Annotated in this window: 20 protein-coding genes; 8 read left to right on the top strand and 12 right to left on the bottom strand. The window is 70.8% G+C overall.

Going from position 1 to position 19,208, the window contains the following annotated elements; genetic code table 11:
- Positions 1 to 101 precede the first annotated feature (101 nt).
- Positions 102 to 392: a DUF1905 domain-containing protein gene (locus H521_RS0104515; RefSeq protein ID WP_022891844.1), complete on the top strand. Its 291-nt coding sequence runs from the start codon at positions 102 to 104 to the stop codon at positions 390 to 392.
- Positions 393 to 424: 32 nt separating this feature from the next.
- Here H521_RS0104515 and H521_RS0104510 read toward each other — a convergent pair whose 3' ends face one another.
- The 5 genes from H521_RS0104510 to H521_RS21540 form a co-directional block, all read right to left on the bottom strand.
- On the bottom strand, positions 425 to 748 hold the full coding sequence (locus tag H521_RS0104510) for a DUF2469 family protein (protein ID WP_022891843.1): 324 nt from the start codon (positions 746 to 748) through the stop codon (positions 425 to 427).
- 5 nt (positions 749 to 753) lie between these two features.
- On the bottom strand, positions 754 to 1,431 hold the full coding sequence (locus tag H521_RS0104505; protein WP_425393587.1) for a ribonuclease HII: 678 nt from the start codon (positions 1,429 to 1,431) through the stop codon (positions 754 to 756).
- A 4-nt stretch (positions 1,432 to 1,435) separates the two neighbouring features.
- Positions 1,436 to 2,179: a signal peptidase I gene (gene lepB / locus H521_RS0104500; RefSeq protein ID WP_022891841.1), complete on the bottom strand. Its 744-nt coding sequence runs from the start codon at positions 2,177 to 2,179 to the stop codon at positions 1,436 to 1,438.
- Positions 2,180 to 2,260: 81 nt separating this feature from the next.
- Positions 2,261 to 2,608 (bottom strand): 50S ribosomal protein L19, encoded by a 348-nt coding sequence (gene rplS, locus H521_RS0104495; RefSeq protein ID WP_022891840.1) that lies wholly within the window; start codon positions 2,606 to 2,608, stop codon positions 2,261 to 2,263.
- A 209-nt stretch (positions 2,609 to 2,817) separates the two neighbouring features.
- Positions 2,818 to 3,354 (bottom strand): hypothetical protein, encoded by a 537-nt coding sequence (locus tag H521_RS21540; RefSeq protein WP_156891279.1) that lies wholly within the window; start codon positions 3,352 to 3,354, stop codon positions 2,818 to 2,820.
- Positions 3,355 to 3,440: 86 nt separating this feature from the next.
- On the opposite strand from H521_RS21540, the gene map reads away from it, so the two are divergent.
- Complete coding sequence (map, locus tag H521_RS0104485) at positions 3,441 to 4,208, top strand: type I methionyl aminopeptidase (RefSeq protein ID WP_026481900.1); 768 nt, start codon at positions 3,441 to 3,443, stop codon at positions 4,206 to 4,208.
- Positions 4,209 to 4,232: 24 nt separating this feature from the next.
- On the opposite strand, the gene nirD is transcribed toward map, so the two are convergent.
- On the bottom strand, positions 4,233 to 4,583 hold the full coding sequence (nirD, locus tag H521_RS0104480) for a nitrite reductase small subunit NirD (RefSeq protein ID WP_022891837.1): 351 nt from the start codon (positions 4,581 to 4,583) through the stop codon (positions 4,233 to 4,235).
- A 196-nt stretch (positions 4,584 to 4,779) separates the two neighbouring features.
- Between nirD and nirB the strand changes: the two genes are divergently transcribed.
- The 6 genes from nirB (at position 4,780) to H521_RS0104450 (ending at position 14,617) form a co-directional block, all read left to right on the top strand.
- Positions 4,780 to 7,392: a nitrite reductase large subunit NirB gene (nirB, locus tag H521_RS0104475; RefSeq protein ID WP_022891836.1), complete on the top strand. Its 2,613-nt coding sequence runs from the start codon at positions 4,780 to 4,782 to the stop codon at positions 7,390 to 7,392.
- On the top strand, positions 7,389 to 8,165 hold the full coding sequence (cobA, locus tag H521_RS21535; RefSeq protein WP_022891835.1) for a uroporphyrinogen-III C-methyltransferase: 777 nt from the start codon (positions 7,389 to 7,391) through the stop codon (positions 8,163 to 8,165). Before nirB ends, cobA begins: the two co-directional genes overlap by 4 nt.
- Entirely contained in the window at positions 8,162 to 9,292 is a 1,131-nt protein-coding gene (locus H521_RS21530; RefSeq protein WP_022891834.1) for a uroporphyrinogen-III synthase, read from the top strand. The genes cobA and H521_RS21530 overlap by 4 nt, the downstream gene beginning before the upstream one ends.
- A gap of 141 nt (positions 9,293 to 9,433) precedes the next feature.
- Positions 9,434 to 10,834: an MFS transporter gene (locus H521_RS0104460; RefSeq protein ID WP_022891833.1), complete on the top strand. Its 1,401-nt coding sequence runs from the start codon at positions 9,434 to 9,436 to the stop codon at positions 10,832 to 10,834.
- A complete protein-coding gene (locus H521_RS21525) occupies positions 10,788 to 12,965 on the top strand; it encodes a molybdopterin oxidoreductase family protein (protein WP_084511940.1) in 2,178 nt (725 codons plus the stop codon). Before H521_RS0104460 ends, H521_RS21525 begins: the two co-directional genes overlap by 47 nt.
- Positions 12,962 to 14,617: an FAD-dependent oxidoreductase gene (locus H521_RS0104450; RefSeq protein ID WP_022891831.1), complete on the top strand. Its 1,656-nt coding sequence runs from the start codon at positions 12,962 to 12,964 to the stop codon at positions 14,615 to 14,617. Before H521_RS21525 ends, H521_RS0104450 begins: the two co-directional genes overlap by 4 nt.
- A gap of 48 nt (positions 14,618 to 14,665) precedes the next feature.
- Here H521_RS0104450 and H521_RS21520 read toward each other — a convergent pair whose 3' ends face one another.
- The 6 genes from H521_RS21520 to H521_RS0104420 all read right to left on the bottom strand — a co-directional run bounded on the left by H521_RS21520 (position 14,666) and on the right by H521_RS0104420 (position 19,205).
- Positions 14,666 to 15,832: a molybdopterin-binding protein gene (locus H521_RS21520; RefSeq protein WP_022891830.1), complete on the bottom strand. Its 1,167-nt coding sequence runs from the start codon at positions 15,830 to 15,832 to the stop codon at positions 14,666 to 14,668.
- Positions 15,829 to 16,737, bottom strand: a complete 909-nt coding sequence (locus H521_RS21515; RefSeq protein WP_084511938.1) for an NTP transferase domain-containing protein — start codon at positions 16,735 to 16,737, stop codon at positions 15,829 to 15,831. The genes H521_RS21520 and H521_RS21515 overlap by 4 nt, the downstream gene beginning before the upstream one ends.
- Positions 16,734 to 17,495 (bottom strand): sirohydrochlorin chelatase, encoded by a 762-nt coding sequence (locus tag H521_RS21510; RefSeq protein ID WP_022891828.1) that lies wholly within the window; start codon positions 17,493 to 17,495, stop codon positions 16,734 to 16,736. The genes H521_RS21515 and H521_RS21510 overlap by 4 nt, the downstream gene beginning before the upstream one ends.
- Positions 17,496 to 17,626: 131 nt before the next feature.
- On the bottom strand, positions 17,627 to 18,316 hold the full coding sequence (gene trmD / locus H521_RS0104430) for a tRNA (guanosine(37)-N1)-methyltransferase TrmD (protein ID WP_022891827.1): 690 nt from the start codon (positions 18,314 to 18,316) through the stop codon (positions 17,627 to 17,629).
- A gap of 6 nt (positions 18,317 to 18,322) precedes the next feature.
- On the bottom strand, positions 18,323 to 18,967 hold the full coding sequence (gene rimM, locus H521_RS21505; protein WP_022891826.1) for a ribosome maturation factor RimM: 645 nt from the start codon (positions 18,965 to 18,967) through the stop codon (positions 18,323 to 18,325).
- Position 18,968: 1 nt separating this feature from the next.
- Positions 18,969 to 19,205 (bottom strand): RNA-binding protein, encoded by a 237-nt coding sequence (locus H521_RS0104420; RefSeq protein WP_022891825.1) that lies wholly within the window; start codon positions 19,203 to 19,205, stop codon positions 18,969 to 18,971.
- Positions 19,206 to 19,208: the final 3 nt, after the last annotated feature.

Here is a 19,208-nt window from a genome sequence, read left to right as displayed (position 1 = left end):
TCACCGTGGAGAACTCTGAACGATCGCAGGTGGGGAGACCGAGTGGGGGCGGTCGGGTGCATGATGGGCGGAAGCCGACGATTCGCTCGAAGGAGACCGGAATGCCGTTCGAACCAGTAGCGCTCGATCACGAGTTCACCGCGCCGATCGGCGTCGACGTCAAGGGGGAGCTCTGGGCGTGCGTCGAGATGCCGGGCTCGGCCGAGTTCTTCGGCACCGGCAGGGCCGTCAGGGTCGACGCCTCCGTCGACGGCGTGCCGCTGCGCAACGTCGGCCTGATGACCACTGGCACCGGCGGTCACATGCTCTCGCTGAACGCCAAGCTCCGTGAGATCCTCGGCAAGGATCTCGGGGACACCGTGACGGTGCGCCTCGATCGCCGCCTCAGCTGAGGATCGCGCCCGAAGTCGGGTCGGGCGGCCGCCTACTCGTCGAGCGCGAGCTCTTTCGGCAGCTCGAACTCGCGCGTGGCGAGCTCTTCGACGTTCACGTCTTTGAAGGTGAGCACCCGCACCGACTTGACGAAGCGGTCGGCACGGTAGACGTCCCAGACCCAGACGTCCTTCATCGTCAGCTCGAAGTAGAAGTCGTGCTCGGTGTCTCGCCGCACGAGTTCGACCTCGTTGGCGAGGTAGAAGCGCCGCTCCGTCTCGACCACGTACTTGAACTGCGAGACGATATCGCGGTACTCCCGATACAGGGCCAGCTCGACCTCGCGGTCGTAGTCTTCGAACTCGTCCTCATCCATCGCACTCATCCTACGCCGAGGTCGAACAGAGTCGGCGCCGCCGGCACTCGATCGTGCAGCCACGTCGTGCGGTGCAGCTCGCTCGGTCCGTGCTCATCGAGCGCTGCGAAGTGCGCCCGGCTCGAATAGCCCTTGTTCTCGTCCCACGCGTAGAGCGGCCGCTCGTCGTGCGCGCGGCGCATGCCGCGGTCGCGGTGCACCTTGGCGATGACGGATGCCGCGGCCACCGATGCGCAGTCGCGGTCGGCCTTGATGCGGGTGACGACTCGCGCCCGGTGCTCGATCGAGACGCTGAGCCAGTCGTGGTTGCCGTCGAGGAGCAGCGGCACCTCGGCCGTCAGCTCGTTGACCGCTGCGAGCTCGGCGAACGCCCGGGCTCCGGCCAGGCCGAGGCAGGCCATGATGCCGAGCTCGTCGATCTCGGCAGCGCTGGCTTCGCCGACCGCCGAAGCCCGCACCCAGGCCGAGGCCTTCGGAGCCATCGCCTCTCGGCGCGGTTCGCTCAGGAGCTTCGAATCGCGAAGCCCGGCCGGCATGCGCCGCACACCCGAATCGATCAGCACGAGCCCGACGGTGACGGGACCGGCGAGCGCTCCACGGCCGACCTCGTCGCACGCGAGCAGCATGGGCGAGCCGGCTAGGAACTCGCGTTCGGTGCGAAGAGTCGGTACGGCGACGGGCACCATGTCAGCGCTCCGCCTCGTCGACACCCTCGAAGACCTGCGGGTAGTTGTCGAGCCACGCCCAGTGGTCGAGCGGCCAGCTGACGACGAACGCTCGCCCGACGACGTTCTCGATCGGCACGAATCCCTTGAGCGGCGTGGAGCCGTTGTAGCGCGAGTCCTTCGAATTGTTGCGATTGTCGCCCATGACCCAGAGCGAATCCTCGGGCACGACCACGTCGAAGTCGTCTCGCGAGGCCTTCGTGTCGCCAGGTGGCAGAGCGATATAGGGCTCGTCGAGCGGCACGTCGTTGACGCTCATCTGCCCGAGCGCGTTGCAGCACACGATGTGGTCGCCCGGCAGGCCGATGAGTCGCTTCACGAGGTGATCGTTCGAGTCGGGAGCCGAGAGTCCCACGAACGCCAGGAACCAGTCGACCGCGGCCACGAGGGGCGGCTGCTGCTCTTCGACGCGTGCCGGGAGCCATCCGCCCGGATCTTTGAAGACCACGACATCGCCGCGCTCGAGCGGCGTCACCTCGGGAACCAGCTGGTTCACGATGATGCGGTCGTCTTTCACCAGCGTCTCCTCCATCGACTGCGATGGGATGAAGAACGACCTGATGAGGAATGTCTTGATGAGGAACGAGACCAACACGGCCACCACGAAGATGACCAGCAGGTCTCGGAAGAAGAGAAGGATGCTGCGTTGTCTGTTCGGCGTTGCCGAATGCGCGCGATCTGTTCGCGTGCCTGTGTCTTCTGTCATTAAACCGCCCGAGCTCCTCACCCAGTCTAGGGGTGAGGAGCTCGGGGACGAGTTCGCGTCGGGCGCGATCCGCGAAGCGGATCAGCTGTCGCGCTTCTCCTTGATCTTCGCCTTCTTGCCGCGGAGCTTGCGCAGGTAGTAGAGCTTCGCGCGACGCACGTCACCACGGGTGACGACCTCGATGTGGTCGATCACGGGCGAGTGCACGGGGAACTTGCGCTCCACGCCGACCTGGAAGCTGACCTTGCGGACCGTGAAGGTCTCGCGCACGCCTTCGCCCTGGCGGCCGATGACGACGCCCTGGAAGACCTGGATGCGGGCGCGCGTGCCTTCGATGATGTTGACGTGCACCTTGACGGTGTCGCCGGGGCGGAAGTCGGGGACATCCGACCTCAGGCTCGCGGCGTCGACATGGTCGAGGATGTGCATGATGGTTCGCTCTCTGCGCCCGCAACCGGTCGAACGCTGATCATTGGATGGAAGTTCTGGTGCCGCCTCGCACGATCGAATCGTGCGTGCGCGCTCCCCGGAGGCAGAGACCTGCGGCGGCACAATCCTCTATTGTGCCATGCCGGTGGCCCGCCGGGCAAAACCGGGCGACGGATGTCTCGGGCGGCGACGCGCGCCGCCGTGAGACGCTACTCGCGCACCTCGTGGATGATGATCACGTCGTCGCCGCCGTCGTCGAACGGCGGCCGCCGCGCACCGGGTGCCGGTGCACCGTTCGACGAACCCGAACCCGAACCCGACGACGCCTGCGGCCGCTCGGCGGCGAGCCGCTCGAACTCGGCCATCGAGGCCTTCACACGATTGGCGCCGTCGGTGACGAGCTGCCACACCGCGATCCAGAACGCCGCGATCGCCAGCAGGATGGCGAGCACCCCGAAGAGCGTGGCGGACGCACCGTAGAACCCGGTCGCGATGATCGAGAGATGCCACGCGGTCAGCACGCCGGCGTCGGTCCACGACACCGCCCGCTGCTGGCGCACGGTGGGCCGGATGCCGACGAGCAGCGCGACGATTCCGAGCACGACGAACGCGACCGGTACGACGATCACGAGACCGAGCGTGCCCCAGCCACCCGCACCGAAGACGGCCCAGCCGACCGCGAGCCAGACGGGCAGCACGACGACCGCGATCATCTGCCATCGATAGAGCGCACGCCGGAGAAGCATGGTCACAGCGTAATCCGACGACCCTGCGCGCGAGCCGGGTGTTCACTCAGGGCGGAGCCACCAGAATGGAGGCGGAGAGGATGACCGTGATTGAACTTCGTACCACCGCCGAGATCGAGGAGATGCGACCGGCCGGCCGGTTCGTCGCGAGCGTGCTGGAGGCGACCTCGGCCGCCGCGGCCGTCGGCGTGAACCTGCTCGAGCTCGATGCCCTCGCCCACGAGATGATCCGCAAGGCCGGCGCCGAGAGCTGCTACATCGACTACCACCCGTCGTTCGGCGCGAGCCCCTTCGGCAAGGTGCTCTGCACCTCGGTGAACGACGCGGTGCTGCACGGCCTCCCCCACGACTACACGCTGCGCGACGGCGACCTGGTGAGTCTCGACTTCGCTGCCTCGGTGAACGGATGGGTCGCCGACTCGGCGATCTCGGTCGTCGTCGGCACGCCCCGCGACGAAGACCTGCGTCTCATCGACACGACGCGCCGGGCGCTCGACGCCGGCATAGCGGCCGCTCGCGTGGGCAACCGCATCGGCGACATCTCGCGAGCCATCGCCGATGTCGCGAAGGCCGAGGGCTACGCGATCAACACCGACTTCGGCGGCCACGGCGTCGGGCGCACCATGCACGGCGACCCGCACATCCCGAACAACGGGCGCCCGGGCCGGGGGTTGCCGCTGAAGCCCGGCCTCGTCGTGGCGATCGAGCCGTGGTTCCTCGACACCACCGACCGCATCTTCACCGACCCCGATGGGTGGACGCTGCGCAGCGCCGACGGCTCGCGCGGCGCGCACTCCGAGCACACGATCGCGATCACCGAGGGCGATCCGATCGTGCTCACGCAGCGCTCCTGAGTCTGCTGGGCCCGCGTCACGAGCTCACGGTGCGAGTTCCACCTCGATCATGCCGCCGACGATGCGCGTGCGATAGGTGCGCAGCGCGAGCGAGGCATCGGTGAAGCACTCCCCCGTGCCGAGGTCGTAGACCTGCTTGTGCAGCGGTGATGCGATCGTCGGGCGGTCACCTCTCGAGCCCACGATGCCCCTCGCCATCACGGGCGCGCCCGTGTGCGGGTCGTGGTGGTCGACGGCGTACACCTCGTCGTCGGCGAGCCTGATCAGGGCGACCTGGGTTGCCCCGAGCAGCGCGACCTCGCCCCAGCCGGCTTCCAGTTCGTCGACCGCGCAGGTGCTCGCCCACGTGGTGCTCGTCTCGAGTGTGATCGACATTCGGCTCCTCTCCTCGTGCTCCGACGCTAGGCGGCGGGTGTTTCCCGCGATGCCTCCGCGTGTTTCGAGGGAGTGAAACCGTGCTCACATGACCCGATGCGGCGAGTGCGGCGCAGGACAGCTGCGGTTACCCGCCCGAAACAGGGCGGAAACGGGCCGGTCGTACGCTCGCCTCATTCGAGCCACGGAGGCAGCCATGACCGAGAGCACCAACGCCGCAGCCGGCGTGCGCGACGTCGTCATCGTCGGCGGCGGCCCCGCGGCGCACCGACTCGCCGACAGTCTGCACGCCCGCGACACCCACCGCGCACTGCGCGTGACCGTCGTCGGCGAAGAGATCCACGAACCCTACGATCGCGTCGCGCTCAGCACGAGACTCGCGGATGGCGCAGCCGACCTGACCCTGCAGCCGTCGTCGATGTGGGCCGACGGGCACATCCGCCTGCTCACCGGCGAGCGTGTCGTCGCCATCGACCCCGTCGCGCACACCGCAACGACCTCCGGTGGCGTCGCCCTGCACTGGGACGAGCTCGTGCTCGCCACCGGTTCGAGTGCGCCGGTGCCCGAGATCCCCGGGGCGGCGCACGCTCGGGTCTACCGCACGATCGACGACGTCGATGCCCTGGTCGCCGAGACGCGCGAGCTCGCCGCGCGGCATGGGCGCCCCGCCCAGGTCGTCGTCGCCGGCGGCGGCTTGCTCGGCCTCGAAGCGGCAGGCGGGCTCGCCAAGCTCGGCGCTCACGCCGCGGTCGTGCACTCGGGCGGCTGGCTCATGTCGGCGCAACTCGACGAGGGCGCCGGCCGTGCGCTCGGCCGCATCATCGCCGGGCAGGGCATCGGCCTCCACCTCGGCGCACGACCGGCGACGATCACCGCCGAGAACGACGCCGTCACCGGCGTCGTTCTCACGAACGAGCGGGTCATCGCGGCCGACCTCGTCGTCTTCGCCATCGGCATCAGCCCGCGCGACGAGCTCGCGCGGGAGATCGGGCTCGAGCTCGGCCCGCGCGGCGGCATCGCGATCGACACGTCGTGCGCGGCATCCGCGCCGCACATCTGGGCGATCGGCGAGGTCGCGAGCTTCGAGGGCCGCTGCACCGGGCTCGTCGCTCCCGCGAACGCCATGGCCGAGGTCGTCGCCGACCGGCTGCTCGGCGGCGCAGCCGAGTTCACGAGTGTCGACGACGCCACCAAGCTCAAGCTCTCGGGTGTCGACGTCGCGAGCTTCGGCGACGCACTCGGCCGCACCGAGCAGGCCCTCGAGATCGTCTACGCCGACCCTGCGCGCGGGCTCTACCAGAAGCTCGTCATGACCGACGACGCGAAGACGCTGCTGGGCGGCATCTTCGTCGGCGACGCCTCGCCCTATGCATCGCTGCGGCCCCTGCTCGGCACGCAGCTCTCGAGCGAACCGGCCGCGTACCTCTCGGCCTCGGGCATGGAGGCACCCGCGGGCGACGAGCTCCCCGCCGCTGCGCTCGTCTGCGCCTGCAACAACGTGAGCGCGGGCACCATCCGCGACGCGGTCTCGGGCGCACACGCCGATCACGCCGAGGGCTGCACCGAGCTCGGCGCGCTGAAGACCTGCACCCGCGCCGGCACGCAGTGCGGCTCGTGCGTGCCGCTCGTGAAGAAGCTGCTCGAGTCCGAGCTCACGAAGTCGGGCATCACCCCCTCGCGGGCCCTGTGCGAGCACTTCGAGCTCTCGCGTCAGGAGCTCTTCGAGTCGATCCGCGTGCTCGAGCTGACCTCGTTCGACGAGATCATCGCGCGGCTCGGCACCGGTCGCGGCTGCGACGTGTGCAAGCCCGTGGTCGGCTCGATCCTCGCCACGCAGCACGGCTCGTACATTCTCGACGGCGGCCGCGGCGGCCTGCAGGACACGAACGACCGGGCGATGGCGAACATGCAGAAGGACGGCACCTACTCGGTGGTGCCCCGCATCCCGGCCGGCGAGATCACGCCGCAGAAGCTCGCCGTGATCGCGCAGGTCGCGACCGACTTCGGCCTCTACACGAAGATCACCGGCGGTCAGCGCATCGACCTCTTCGGTGCCAGGCTCGATCAGTTGCCCGAGATCTGGAAGCAGCTCGTCGATGCCGGATTCGAGTCCGGTCAGGCCTACGGAAAGGCCCTGCGCAACGTGAAGAGCTGCGTCGGCTCGACGTGGTGCCGCTTCGGTGTGCAGGACTCGGTGTCGATGGCGGTGCGGCTGGAGCTTCGGTACCGCGGCCTCCGCTCGCCGCACAAGCTGAAGTTCGGCGTCTCGGGATGCGCTCGAGAGTGCGCCGAGGCGCGGGCCAAGGATGTCGGCGTGATCGCGACCGACCAGGGCTGGAACATGTACGTCGGCGGCAACGGCGGCTTCCAGCCCGCGCACGCGCAACTGCTGGCGAGTGATCTCGACGACGAGACGCTGCTGCGCTACATCGATCGCTACATCATGTACTACATCCGCACCGCCGACCGGCTGCAGCGCACTGCCCGGTGGATCGAGGACCTCGAGGGCGGCCTCGATCACGTGCGCGACGTCGTCGTGAACGACTCGCTCGGGCTCGCCGAGGAACTCGAGCAGGCGATGGCCGCCCACGTCGACACCTACGAGGACGAGTGGGCGGCCACCCTCGCCGACCCCGACCGGCTGCGACGCTTCCGCTCCTTCGTGAACGCCCCGAACGATTCCTCTCCCGAGATCGCTCGCGTGCCCGAACGCGATCAGTTCCGGCCCGCGACCGCAGAGGAGCGCGAGCGCGGTGAGGCCGTACTCGTGGCCGGACCCACCATCCCCGTGCGCGGGGCCGGCGCATGAGGGGCCGCGTGACCCTCGTCGGAGGCGGCCCTGGTCGTGAGGACCTGCTGACGCTCGCCGCCCTGCGCGCGCTCGGCGAAGCAGACGTGGTGCTCTACGACCGGCTCTCTCCCCACGCTCGCCTGCATCACCTCGCTCCGAACGCCGAACTCGTCGATGTCGGCAAGCGGCCAGGCCATCACGCCGTGCCGCAGTCCGACATCGAGGCCCTGCTCGTGGAGCACGCCCTCGCCGGTCGTCATGTCGTGCGGCTCAAGGGCGGAGATCCGTACGTGCTCGGCCGTGGCAGCGAGGAGGTCATCGCGTGTCACGCGGTGGGAGTGCCCGTCGAGGTCATTCCCGGCGTCACGAGCGCCGTCGCGGTGCCGGGAGCCGCCGGCATCCCGCTCACCCATCGCGGTGTCAGTCACCTCTTCACCGTCGTCTCGGGCCACGCGCCCCTCACCGAGACCGAACTCGGCCACCTCGCGGGGCTCGGCGGCACCGTCGTCGTGCTCATGGGCGTGAACTCCCTGCCGTCGCTCACCGCCGGCCTGGCCCGACACGGCATGTCGGCCGAGATGCCGGTGGCGATCATCGAGCGCGGCTTCCACAGCGACCAGCGCACCACGATCGGCGAGCTCGGCGACATCGTGCTGACCGCGGGCCGCGCCCGCGTGGCCTCTCCGGCGGTCGTGGTCGTCGGCGAGGTCGTTCGGCTCGCCTTCGACGGCGACGCGAACGCCGCCGAACTCATGCAGCGCGCCGCCGCATTCACGGCGGTGGCCACGTGACCGACGTCGCCGAGTGCCCACCGGGCTTCCGCGCCGACCAGCTCGAGGGCTTCCGCATCGGCGTGACGAGCGACCGGCGCTCGGCCGATCTCATCGACGCCCTCGCGCGGCGCGGTGCCCAGGTGCTGCACGCCCCGACCCTGCGCATGGCGAACGCCGTCTCCGACGACCCGGTGATCGCCGACACCCGTGCCATCATCGAGGCCCGGCCCGACGTGCTGCTCGCCACGACCGCTTACGGCGTGCGCCGGTGGTTCGAGGTCGCGGATGCCGCGGGCCTCGGCGAGGACCTCGTCGACGCGCTCTCGTCGACGGCGATCCTGGTGCGCGGGCCGAAGGCGCGCGGAGGCATCCGCGCCGCCGGCCTGAACGACGTCGGCATGAGCGCCGAGGAGACGACGGAGTCGCTGATCGACGAGGTGCTCGCGACGCGGCCCGGCGGCCTCACGGTCGCCGTGCAGCTGCACGGGTTCCTGAACCCCTCGCAGCTCGACCGCCTGCGCGACGCGCACGAACGGGTGCTGACCGTCGAGCCGTACCGCTGGATCGAACCCGATGAGACCGACGAGCGTGTCGACCGCCTGATCGAGGCGGCCTGCACCGGAGGGCTCGATTGCATCACGTTCACGAGCGCGCCGGCCGTGCACGCGCTCTTCGCTGCTGCCGAGGTTCGCGGGCGCTACGACGATCTCGTCGATGCGATGTGCGGCCCGGTCGTCGCCGCCGCCGTGGGGCCGGTGACCGCAGCGCCGCTCATCGCCGCCGGCATCGTGCCCATCCAGCCCGAGCGGTATCGCATGGGCGCGCTGATCCGCCTCGTGTGCGAGCACCTCGAGTCGAACCGGGTGCTGCGCCTCGACACCCGGCGCGGCCAGGTCGAGCTCCGCGGCGCGGTCGTCGTGGTCGATGAGCGCCACGTGGCGCTCGCCCCGGTCGCCCTCATGATCCTCCGGGCCCTCGTGCTGGCGCGCGGATCGGTCGTGCCGCGCGATCGGCTCACCGCGGCGCTGCCCGGCACGAACGACGAGCACGCGCTCGAGGTGGCCCTGAGCCGGCTGCGCCAGACGATCGGTGTGCCGGGGCTCATCGCCACCGTCGTCAAGCGCGGTTACCGCATGGACGTCTGATGACGACCTCACACGCCGTGCCGCCTTGGGTGAGCAGCTGGAGACACAGGGTTTACGACCGGCACGTTCCGCGGAAACACGCGGCGAATAGCGTCAGGCACACGAGCTCGACCCCGTGACCGACTCTCCCCGGAGGCCCCGATGACCGACACTGTGAACAACGCACCGCCGCACGTCGACGCACCTTCCACCGACGCTGCCGCGCCGGCCCTCGTCACCCGTCCGGGGCGATGGATCGACAATTGGAACCCCGAGGACGACGAGCAATGGCAGACCGCGGGTCGTTCGATCGCCCGTCGCAACCTCCGCTGGTCGATCTTCGCCGAGTTCCTGGGCTTCGTCGTCTGGCAGCTCTGGTCGGTCGTCGCCGTCACGCTTCCGGCCGCCGGCTTCGACCTCAGCACGAATGAGATCTTCTGGCTCATCTCGATTCCGAGCCTCGTGGGCGCCACCCTTCGAATTCCGTACTCGTTCCTCGTTCCGAAGTTCGGCGGCCGCAACTGGACGATCATCTCCGCCGGCCTGTTGCTCGCCCCGGCGATCCTGCTGGCCGTCGTGGTCGGCAACCCCGACACGCCGTTCGGCGTGCTGCTGCTCGTCGCCGCGCTCGCCGGTTTCGGCGGCGGCAACTTCGCGAGCTCCATGTCGAACATCACGTTCTTCTACCCGCAACGCGAGAAGGGCTGGGCGCTCGGCTTGAACGCCGCCGGCGGCAACCTCGGAGCGGCCGTCGCGCAGTTCGTCGTACCGATCGTCATCACGATCGGCGCGGCAGCCACGCTGAACCTTCCGCTCGCCGGCTGGATCTGGGTGCCGTTCATCCTGCTCGCCATGTTCGGCGCGTACCGATACATGGACAACATCTCGAGCGCGAAGGCCGACTTCGCCGGCTCGGCGGCCGCGCTCCGCGAGCCGCACCTCTGGGTGCTCGCCGTGCTGTACATCGGTACCTTCGGCTCGTTCATCGGTTTCGCGAGCGTCTTCCCGAAGCTCATCGCCGATCAGTTCCCCGAGTTCTCGGGCATCGCCGTCGGCGGCGCCTCCGTCTCCCTCGCGTTCCTCGGAGCCCTCGTCGGCTCGCTCGCCCGTCCTTACGGCGGCCGGCTCTCCGACCGCTTCGGCGGCGCACGCATCACGATGCTCGCATTCGCGGCGATGGGCACGATCACGGTCGGCGTGTTGCTCACCCTGCCCCTCGGCAACTTCTGGCTCTTCCTCGGCCTGTTCCTGCTGCTGTTCGCGTCGGCCGGCATCGGCAACGGCTCGACCTACCGCATGGTGCCCATCGTCTTCGCCGTGCGAGCGGGCGCCGGGGCCGGCGACGTGTCGACGCAGCGCAAGGCGGCAGCGGCACTCGGACTCATCTCCGCGATCGGCGCCTACGGTGGATTCCTCATCCCGCAGGTGCTGAACCTCTCGTTCCAGACCACCGGCGGATATGCCGGCGCCTTCCTCGGCTTCATCGCGGGATACGTCGCGCTCCTGCTGCTCACCTATGTCGTGTACGTGCGCTCCGGCCGCCTGCGCGAGCACAAGATCTGAATCGAGACCGCATTTGAGCCCCGCCGACACGCACTGCCCGTATTGCGCGCTGCAGTGCGCGATGACCCTCACCCCGATTGCCACGACGGATGCCGCGGCCGCACCGGTCTCGGTCGCCGGGCGTGACTTCCCGACGAACCGGGGCGGGCTGTGCAAGAAGGGCTGGACCTCGGCGGAACTCATCGCATCACCCTCGCGCCTCGGCGCCCCGCTCGTGCGGGGCGCCGACGGCGTGCTCCACGAGTCGAGCTGGGACGACGCGCTCGACCACATCACGACCTCACTCCGCGGCATCCGTCAGGAGCACGGCGCCGACGCGATCGGTGTCTTCGGCGGCGGCGGCCTCACCAACGAGAAGGCCTACCTGCTCGGCAAGTTCGCGCGCGTCGCGATCGGCACGAGCCGCATCGACTACAACGGCCGCTACTGCATGTCGTCGGCGGCAGCTGCCGGCAACCGCGCCTTCGGGATCGACCGCGGGCTCCCCTTCCCGCTCGAAGACCTCGACGGAGCCTCGACGATCCTGCTGCTCGGCACGAACGTCGCCGAGACCATGCCGCCGTTCATCGGCCACCTCGCCGGAGCCCAGGCCGCCGGCGGACTCGTGGTCGTCGACCCGCGGCGCACCGCGACCGCGCGACTCACCGAAGACGGTCGCGGGCTCCACGTGCAGCCGATGCCCGGCACCGACCTCGCGCTGCTACTCGGGCTCATCCACGTGGTGATCGCCGAACGACTCGTCGATCTCGACTACGTCGCGGCACGCACGACGGGGTTCGAGTCCGTTCGGCGCAGCGTGGCGTCGTGGTGGCCTGAGCGCGTGCAGTCGGTGACCGGCGTGGCCGCACTCACCCTGCGCCGCCTCGCTCGCCGGCTCGCATCGGGTCGCAACACCTACATCCTCACGGGCCGCGGCGTCGAGCAGCACGTCGACGGCACCGACACGGCGACCGCGGCGATCAACCTGGCACTGCTCCTCGGGCTGCCCGGCCGGCCCGGCAACGGCTACGGCACACTCACGGGGCAGGGCAACGGGCAGGGCGGGCGCGAGCACGGCCAGAAGTCCGACCAGCTGCCGGGCTACCGCAAGATCACCGACCCCGCTGCTCGGGCGCACATCGCGAAGGTCTGGGGCATCGAACCGTCGCAGTTGCCCGGCCCGGGTGTTCCCGCCGTCGAGTTGCTGCAGTCCCTCGGCCGTGAAGGCGGTGTACGAGCGCTGCTCGTGCACGGCTCGAACCTCGTGGTCTCCTCGCCGAACGTGACGGCGGTGCGCGAACGGATCGCGGCGCTCGACCTCCTCGTCGTGTGCGACTTCTTCCTCACCGAGACGGCTTCACTCGCCGACGTCGTGCTGCCCATCACGCAGTGGGCAGAGGAGGAGGGCACCATGACGTCGCTCGAGGGCCGTGTCATCCGTCGCCGTCGCGCGATCACCCCGCCGGAAGGCGTTCGCGATGAACTCTGGATCCTCGCGGAGCTCGCCCGTCGCCTCGAGTGCAGCGCGACCTTCGACACCGACCCCGAGCGCGTCTTCGAGGAGCTGCGCCTCGCCTCCGAGGGCGGCCTCGCCGACTACTCGGGCATCGACTACGCCATGCTCGATGCCGGCGAGGCGGCCTACTGGCCCTACCCGCGCGGGAGCGCAGGCACGCCGCGGCCCTTCGCCGAGCGATTCGCCCACCCCGACGGCCTGGCACGCCTCGTCGCCGTCTCGGTGCGCGAGACGGCACGCCCGCTCCCCCTGTCGGGCGAGCTGACGCTCATCACCGGTCGTCTGCTCGAGCACTACCAGAGCGGCGCACAGACCCGACGGGTGCCCGAGCTCGCCGACGCGCAGCCCGAGGCACGTGCAGCGATGCATCCGTCGACCGCCGAGCGTCTCGGCGTCTCCGACGGTGACCTGGTCGAGCTCTCGAACCCGCGTGGCACGGTGCGGTGCCGGGCGCGGCTGACCGCAGACATCCGGCCCGACACGGTCTTCCTCCCCTTCCACTACGGCGACGAACAGGCGGCCAATCTCGTGACCTCAGACGCCGTCGACCCCATCTCGTCGATGCCCGAGTTCAAGACCAACGTCGTGCGCGTGGAGCGCGTCGGCGGCCTCGTCGCGGCCGGAGCCGTGGCATGAGCGCGCTCCGGGTGGTGCTCGTGGGCTACGGGCCGGTTGGCGCGCGATTCGTCGAGGAACTGCTTCCGGCGGTGGAGCGCGGCACGATCGAGCTCACGGTCGTCGCCGGCGAGGACATCGAGGCGTACAACCGCGTGCTGGTCGCCGAGTACGCCGTCGGCAACACCGAACTCGACTCCATGCTCGTCGGCGATCGCGAGGCCGCCGAGGCCGCCGGGGCTCGAGTGCTGCTCGGCGTCGCGGCGACCTCGATCGACCGCGCCGCACACCTCGTGCACCTCTCGACGGGCGAGGCGATCGCCTACGACCGGCTCGTGCTCGCGACCGGGTCCCGGGCGAACGTGCCGACCCTCGACGGCGTCGAGCGCCACCGCAGAGACCTCGCCTCGCTCGAGAAGTACGCGCGGCAGCTCGTCGCCCGTGACGACGAACTGCCCGCGGGCATCACGGCGCTGCGCGACCTCGCCGATGCCGAACGCGTGCTCGCCGCCGTGCGGGACCGCAAGCGCATCGTCGTGCTCGGCGCCGGGGTGCTGGGCCTCGAGCTCGCCCTCGCGGCGGCGCACGCGGGCGCCCAGGTGTGCGTCGTGCACCACGGCCCGCACCCGATGCCGCGCAGCCTCGATCGTGGCGGCGGCCAGGTGCTGCGCGCAGCACTTCGCCGGTCCGGCGTGACCGTGATCGCGCACAGCCGTGCCGAGGCCGTGGCGTTCCGCACCGACGACGACGGCACCCGCCGCTTCGACCTGCTCGTGACGGCCGACGGCAAGCAGCTGCGCGGCGACCTGCTCGTGCTCTCGTGCGGGGTGAGCCCGCGGAACGAGCTCGCCACGCTCGCCGGGCTGCGCACCGCCGTCGGCGTCGTGGTCGGGCCGGGCCTCGCGAGCTGGACCGACCCCGACATCTATGCGGTCGGCGATTGCGCACAGGTCGTCGAGCGCACCGACGAGCTCGCGCGGCAGCGTTCGTTGCCGGGCGCGCCGTCGGGTCTCGTCGGCCCGGGCTGGCGGCAGGCCTCGTGGCTCGCTGCGACGTTCACCGCGTCGGCCGAGCGCACGGCGAGCGAGGCCGGCGCGTCGGGCTCGGCCGGCGCTGCTGCCGATTCGGCAACGGATGCCGCGGCTCCCGTCGAGCGCGAGCCGATCGTGATGCTCAAGGCCGAGCACATCGACGTCGTCGCGGTGGGCGAGATCTCCGCCGATCCGTGGGACGACGATGCCCTCCATCCTCGGCGGCGGGTCTCGCAGTGGGCCGATCCCGAACACCTGCGCTACGTGAAGATGGTGACCGAAGACGGCATGCTCACGGGCTTCGTGAGCGTCGGCATGCCGCGCACGGCCGCCGAGCTGACGCTGCTGTTCGAGCGCGGCAGCGAACTGCCGGCCGATCGATCGATGCTGCTGCGGTTCGACGGCCCCGACTACGACCCCAGCACCGATTCCGATGCCTTCGCTCCCGGAGCCACGGTGTGCTGGTGCAACGGCGTGAGCGTCGGCCGTATCGAGGAGTCTGCGGCCTGCGGCAACACGACGGTCGAGGGGGTCGGCCGCGACACCCGGGCCGGCACCGGTTGCGGCGGCTGCAAGGGACGGATCGCCGAGATCCTCGCCCGCGCCGCCGAGGCCGACGAGACGCCGACCCTCACCCTCTGAGGAGGCTCACGAGCTCAACGCCGTAGGCGGCTCGGTGCCGGAGGCGAGTCACCACGGGAGGCGGAGCAGCCGGGCGGCTCGGCGGCCCTCGCCCGCGGCCGAGACGAGCAGTCCGTCGGCGTCGGCGAGTCCGCGCAGCATCGCGGCGCCACGCCACTGAGTCGGCACGGGCACGCCGTCGGTCCACTCGAACGGCGTCAGCATGTGGCCGTGGTCGTGGTCGGGAAGGCCGTCGACCACCATCTCGTCGAGGCGGCCGACCGGTCGCTGCGATGCGACCTCGAGCCACGGCGGCACGAAGCTGAGAAGGCAGGCGAACGCCGCGAGCGGATTGCCGGGCAGCCCCAGCACGGGCACGCCGGCGCTCGTGCGCGCCAGCAGCACCGGGTGCCCCGGCCGCATCGCGACCCCGGCGAACTCGACGGAACCGCCCTCGGCGACGATCGCGCGGCGCAGCAGGTCGCCACGGCCGCCTGCGGTGCCACCGGTCGTGATGAACAGCTCGGGGCGGCCCGTCGCGAACAGCTCGACGAACGGGTCGAGGCGGTCGAGGATGCGCCGCGTGCTGGCCGTCGCGCCGAGCCGGGTGAGCACGGCCGGCAGCGACGGCCCGAAAGCATCACGCACGGTGCCGGGCATCGGGAGCCCGTCGGGCACGACCTCGTCACCGGTCACGACGAGTTCCACGCACGGGATGCCGCGCACGTCGAGCGTGTCGTGGCCGGCCGCCGCGGCGAGGGCCAGTCGCGGCGGAGTCAGGCGGGCACCCGCTCGGATCACCGGCTCCCCACGGCGGAGCTCTTCGCCTCGTCGGCGGATGTCGCGTCCCTCGTCGACCGTGCGCTTCGGCACGGCGCCCAGCAGACCGGGCAGGCCGGACACCGGCGCGCCGTGCTCGGAGCGCAGGATGCCGAGGGTGCCGGGCGGTACGGCAGCGCCCGTGGTGATGGCACGAGCAGTGCCGACCGGCAGCAGGTGAGCCGGCGCTTCGCCCATCACGACCGCTCCGTCGATGCGCCACGGGCCCGGACCCGCCACCGCCCAGCCGTCCATCGCACTGACGTCGGTCGTCGGCAGGTCGACGAGCGCGTGCACGTCGGTCGCGAGGCGCCGCCCGTCGGCCTGCCTGAGCGCAATCGTCTCGACGACGAGCGGGCTCTCGGCGCCGGCCTGCCGGAAGACCCGCCTCGCGGCATCCCAGGCGAGGCCGCTCACGGCGCCTCCTCGACGAGGCGGCGTTCCACCTCTGCGGTCACTTCGGCGAGCGGGATGCCGCGGGCTGCGGCGTACCCGGCGATGAACGTCGTGAGCGGTGCGGACGGGCGCGCGAGCCCGTGCGCCGCGATTCGGGCGAGGTCGAGCACGCCCGCGACCTCGGCCTCGACGTCGAGGCCCAGCGCCTCGGCGAGTTCGCGCGACCAGCCCTCGAGGTCACGCGACCCGGACATTTGCACCTCCGGCGTCGGCAGCTCGATGCCGTGATGCGCCGCGTCGGCCGGCGTGTCGATGTCGGCGCACCAGCTCGCGGGCAGCTCGAGACCGCGCAGCTCGAGCCGCCGCAGGACCGCCCGCATCGATGCTCCCCGCCGCCGAACCGCATCGCGCGGCTCGCGCTGCACCTCGGCGAGCGCCTCTCCGACGGCGGTGGCGAGGGCGGGCGTGCGATAGACGGCGAGCAGCGGCTGGCTGCGGCCATCGGGATCGACCCCGACGACGCCGTGCCGCGTCGCGGTCGCACGCGCGAGCAGTGCCGCGACGGCGGCCGCACCGCCCACGAGGTCACCGGCGAGCACGACGGTGAACGGCTGCGGATCGTCAGCGAGGCCGTCGAGCCCGGCCGCGATCGCGGCGACCGGACCGCCCCAGGGCGGGTCCTCCGACGCGACCCTGACCCGCCGGTCGGCGACGACCCAGCGAGGCGGCGCGGCATGCGCAACGTAGGCGACCGCGCGAGCCTCGGTCACGGCGCCGATCGCCCGTGCAGCCAGACTGGCCCCGTCGATCATGAGCGCGGTCTTGTCGATGCCGCCGAGCCGCGACGCCCGGCCACCGGCGAGCACGATCGCGTCGTGAGCGATCGGCCGTGGTCGCCCGACCGACGAAGCGGGCGCGGCCATCATGCTCGCTCCAGACGAGCGGATCGGGCATCGGAGTAACGGTCGAGCACGAGCTCGACCAGTCCAGAGGGAGCCGGCTCGTCGGGCAGCAGCAAGGGCCGCGCAATGGCGTCGGCCCCAGCGGCCGCCGCGGCGTCGTAGAACGTTCCGGGTGCGAGCAGGTACGTGCCGAGCACGACGCGAGCGCCGGGATGCACCTCGCGGATCATCTCGATCGCATCGGGCAGGCGCGGAATGGCGGCGGCGATGAAGCCGACCGTGACTGGTCGCCCGAGGCGCTGCCCCAGCCGTCGCCCGGTTTCGAAGCACTCGCGCACCGCTCGCGGGTCGTTCGATCCAGCGGCGGCGAGCACGACGGCGTCACCATCGGCGAGCCGCACCCCGCCGAGCCGCTCGGCGAGCACCTCGACGATGCGTTCGTCGGGTCCGAGTTCGGCGGCGAGCCTGCTGTCGCTGCCGCGGTCGTCGAGACCGAGCGAGAGCCCGGTGCGCACATGGAATCCGGCCGAGAGCACGAGCGGCACGAAGACGGCTCCGGCATCGGCGCCGGACCCGAGCGCCGCAGCGACATCCGATCGACTCGCGTCGATGAAGCTGATCGACACGTCGAGATCGGGTCGCGCCGACGCGACGCCGTCGACGAGCCTGATCACGGCCTCCCGATTGGCGCTCGATGGCGCTCCGTGCGTGACCGCGACGAGCCGGAGCGGCGGCCCTTCGAGGTGCTCCGACGCGGCGCCGGCGCCTGTGGACCCGACCATGTGCTGACCCGCGCTTTCCGGCGGAACCCGGTCTCACCCGCCGCTTCGACGCTAGGCAGGGCGTGTTTCGCGCACCGCACCCACGTGTTTCCGGCAGGTGAAGACTGCCTCACGACGGCGCGGGGCCGGTGCTACTCGCCGAGCAGTTCGGGGCGAACCCGGCGAGTGCGCTCGACCTGCTGGTCGCGCCGCCACGCGGCGATCGCGCCGTGGTTGCCCGAGAGCAGCACGGGCGGAACCTCGAGCCCGCGCCAGGCGGCGGGCTTGGTATAGCTCGGGTACTCGAGCAGGCCGTCTTCGTGCGACTCCTCGACGAGGCTCTCGGGGTTGCCGACGACACCCGGCACGAGGCGACCGGCGGCTTCGATCATGGCCATCACCGCGACCTCGCCGCCGTTCAGCACGTAGTCGCCGAGGCTGATGAGCCGCACACGCATGCGCGTCGAGTAGTGATCGACGACGCGCTGGTCGATGCCCTCGTAGCGACCGCAGGCGAACACCAGGTGCGGTTCGGCGGCGAGCTCGCGGGCGATCTGCTGGGTGAACGGCTCGCCGGCGGGCGACGGCACGACCAGCAGGGCATCGGATGCCCCGGTGCCGACGATGCCGTCGATCGCCTCGCCCCACGGCTCGGGCTTCATGACCATGCCCGCCCCGCCGCCGTAGGGCGTGTCGTCGACGGTGCGATGGCGGTCATGGGTGGCGTCGCGAAGATCGTGCGCCGTCACCTCGATGAGCCCCGACTGGCGGGCCTTGCCGAGCAGCGAGATATCGAGCACCGAGAAGAACTCGGGAAAGATCGTGACGATGTCGACGCGCATCGGCGGCTACTCGCCGGGTTCGATGGGCGCCTCGGTCGGCGCCTCGGCCGCGGCATCCGCCTCTTCGGCCGTCGCCTCGACCTCTGGATCAGCCTCGACCTCGGATTCCGACTCGGGCAGCTCTTCGAAGAGCCCGGGAGGCGGCGTCACCGTGAGCGTGCCCGCCGCGAGGTCGACCTCGGGAACGATCGCCGAGACGAACGGCACCATGACCTCGCCGCCACGCGTCTTCACGATCAGGAGGTCTTGCGCGGGCAGGTGCTCGACGTGCTTGACCTCGCCGACGCGCTCACCGTCGCGGATCACCGCGAGGCCGACGAGCTGGTGGTCGTACCAGGCGTCGTCTTCGGGCGCCTCTTCTTCGACGTGCGTGACCCAGAGGATCGCCTTCGCGAGCGCCTCGGCCGCCGTGCGGTCGTCGACGCCCTCGAAGAACCCGACCGCGTGGCCATTGTACCAGCGCAGCTCGCGAAGCGTGATGCTCTTGCCGTGCCACGGCGAGGTGTCGGGCACCTGCAGCGAGAACTCCGCGCCCGGCACGAACCGGCGATCGGGGTCGTCGGTGTAGAGCTCGACCTTGATGGCGCCCTTCAGACCGTGCGCCTTCAGGAGCCGACCGACCCTGAGTTGCGTGCCTGCGGTGTCGGCCACGTCAGTCGTCGGTGTCGACGACGTCGACGCGAACGCGGCGGCCGTCGGCGAGGGCGGTGACGAGCGTGCGGAGCGCCTTCGCGGTGCGGCCGGCACGGCCGATCACGCGACCGAGGTCCTCGGGGTTCACATGAACCTCGAGGACCTCGCCACGTGCGCTCGACGCGGAGACGACCTTCACTTCGTCAGGGTGATCGACGATCCCCTTGACGAGGTGTTCGAGCGCGGACTGGAGCAAGGC

The sequence above is a fragment of the Agromyces subbeticus DSM 16689 genome (assembly GCF_000421565.1).
Lineage (GTDB): Bacteria > Actinomycetota > Actinomycetes > Actinomycetales > Microbacteriaceae > Agromyces > Agromyces subbeticus.
The sequence above is the reverse complement of the archived record's forward strand: the minus strand, read 5'-3'. Positions and strand labels throughout refer to the sequence as shown.

What these genes read in the sequence shown, in the direction of transcription:
- H521_RS0104515 (WP_022891844.1), top strand. Translation starts at nt 102, where the DNA reads ATGCCGTTCGAACCAGTAGCGCTCGATCACGAGTTCACCGCGCCGATC.
- H521_RS0104510 (WP_022891843.1), bottom strand. Translation starts at nt 748, where the DNA reads ATGGATGAGGACGAGTTCGAAGACTACGACCGCGAGGTCGAGCTGGCC.
- lepB (WP_022891841.1), bottom strand. Translation starts at nt 2,179, where the DNA reads ATGACAGAAGACACAGGCACGCGAACAGATCGCGCGCATTCGGCAACG.
- rplS (WP_022891840.1), bottom strand. Translation starts at nt 2,608, where the DNA reads ATGCACATCCTCGACCATGTCGACGCCGCGAGCCTGAGGTCGGATGTC.
- H521_RS21540 (WP_156891279.1), bottom strand. Translation starts at nt 3,354, where the DNA reads ATGCTTCTCCGGCGTGCGCTCTATCGATGGCAGATGATCGCGGTCGTC.
- nirD (WP_022891837.1), bottom strand. Translation starts at nt 4,583, where the DNA reads ATGTCGATCACACTCGAGACGAGCACCACGTGGGCGAGCACCTGCGCG.
- nirB (WP_022891836.1), top strand. Translation starts at nt 4,780, where the DNA reads ATGACCGAGAGCACCAACGCCGCAGCCGGCGTGCGCGACGTCGTCATC.
- cobA (WP_022891835.1), top strand. Translation starts at nt 7,389, where the DNA reads ATGAGGGGCCGCGTGACCCTCGTCGGAGGCGGCCCTGGTCGTGAGGAC.
- H521_RS0104460 (WP_022891833.1), top strand. Translation starts at nt 9,434, where the DNA reads ATGACCGACACTGTGAACAACGCACCGCCGCACGTCGACGCACCTTCC.
- H521_RS21525 (WP_084511940.1), top strand. Translation starts at nt 10,788, where the DNA reads ATGTCGTGTACGTGCGCTCCGGCCGCCTGCGCGAGCACAAGATCTGAA.
- H521_RS0104450 (WP_022891831.1), top strand. Translation starts at nt 12,962, where the DNA reads ATGAGCGCGCTCCGGGTGGTGCTCGTGGGCTACGGGCCGGTTGGCGCG.
- H521_RS21515 (WP_084511938.1), bottom strand. Translation starts at nt 16,737, where the DNA reads ATGATGGCCGCGCCCGCTTCGTCGGTCGGGCGACCACGGCCGATCGCT.
- H521_RS21510 (WP_022891828.1), bottom strand. Translation starts at nt 17,495, where the DNA reads ATGGTCGGGTCCACAGGCGCCGGCGCCGCGTCGGAGCACCTCGAAGGG.
- trmD (WP_022891827.1), bottom strand. Translation starts at nt 18,316, where the DNA reads ATGCGCGTCGACATCGTCACGATCTTTCCCGAGTTCTTCTCGGTGCTC.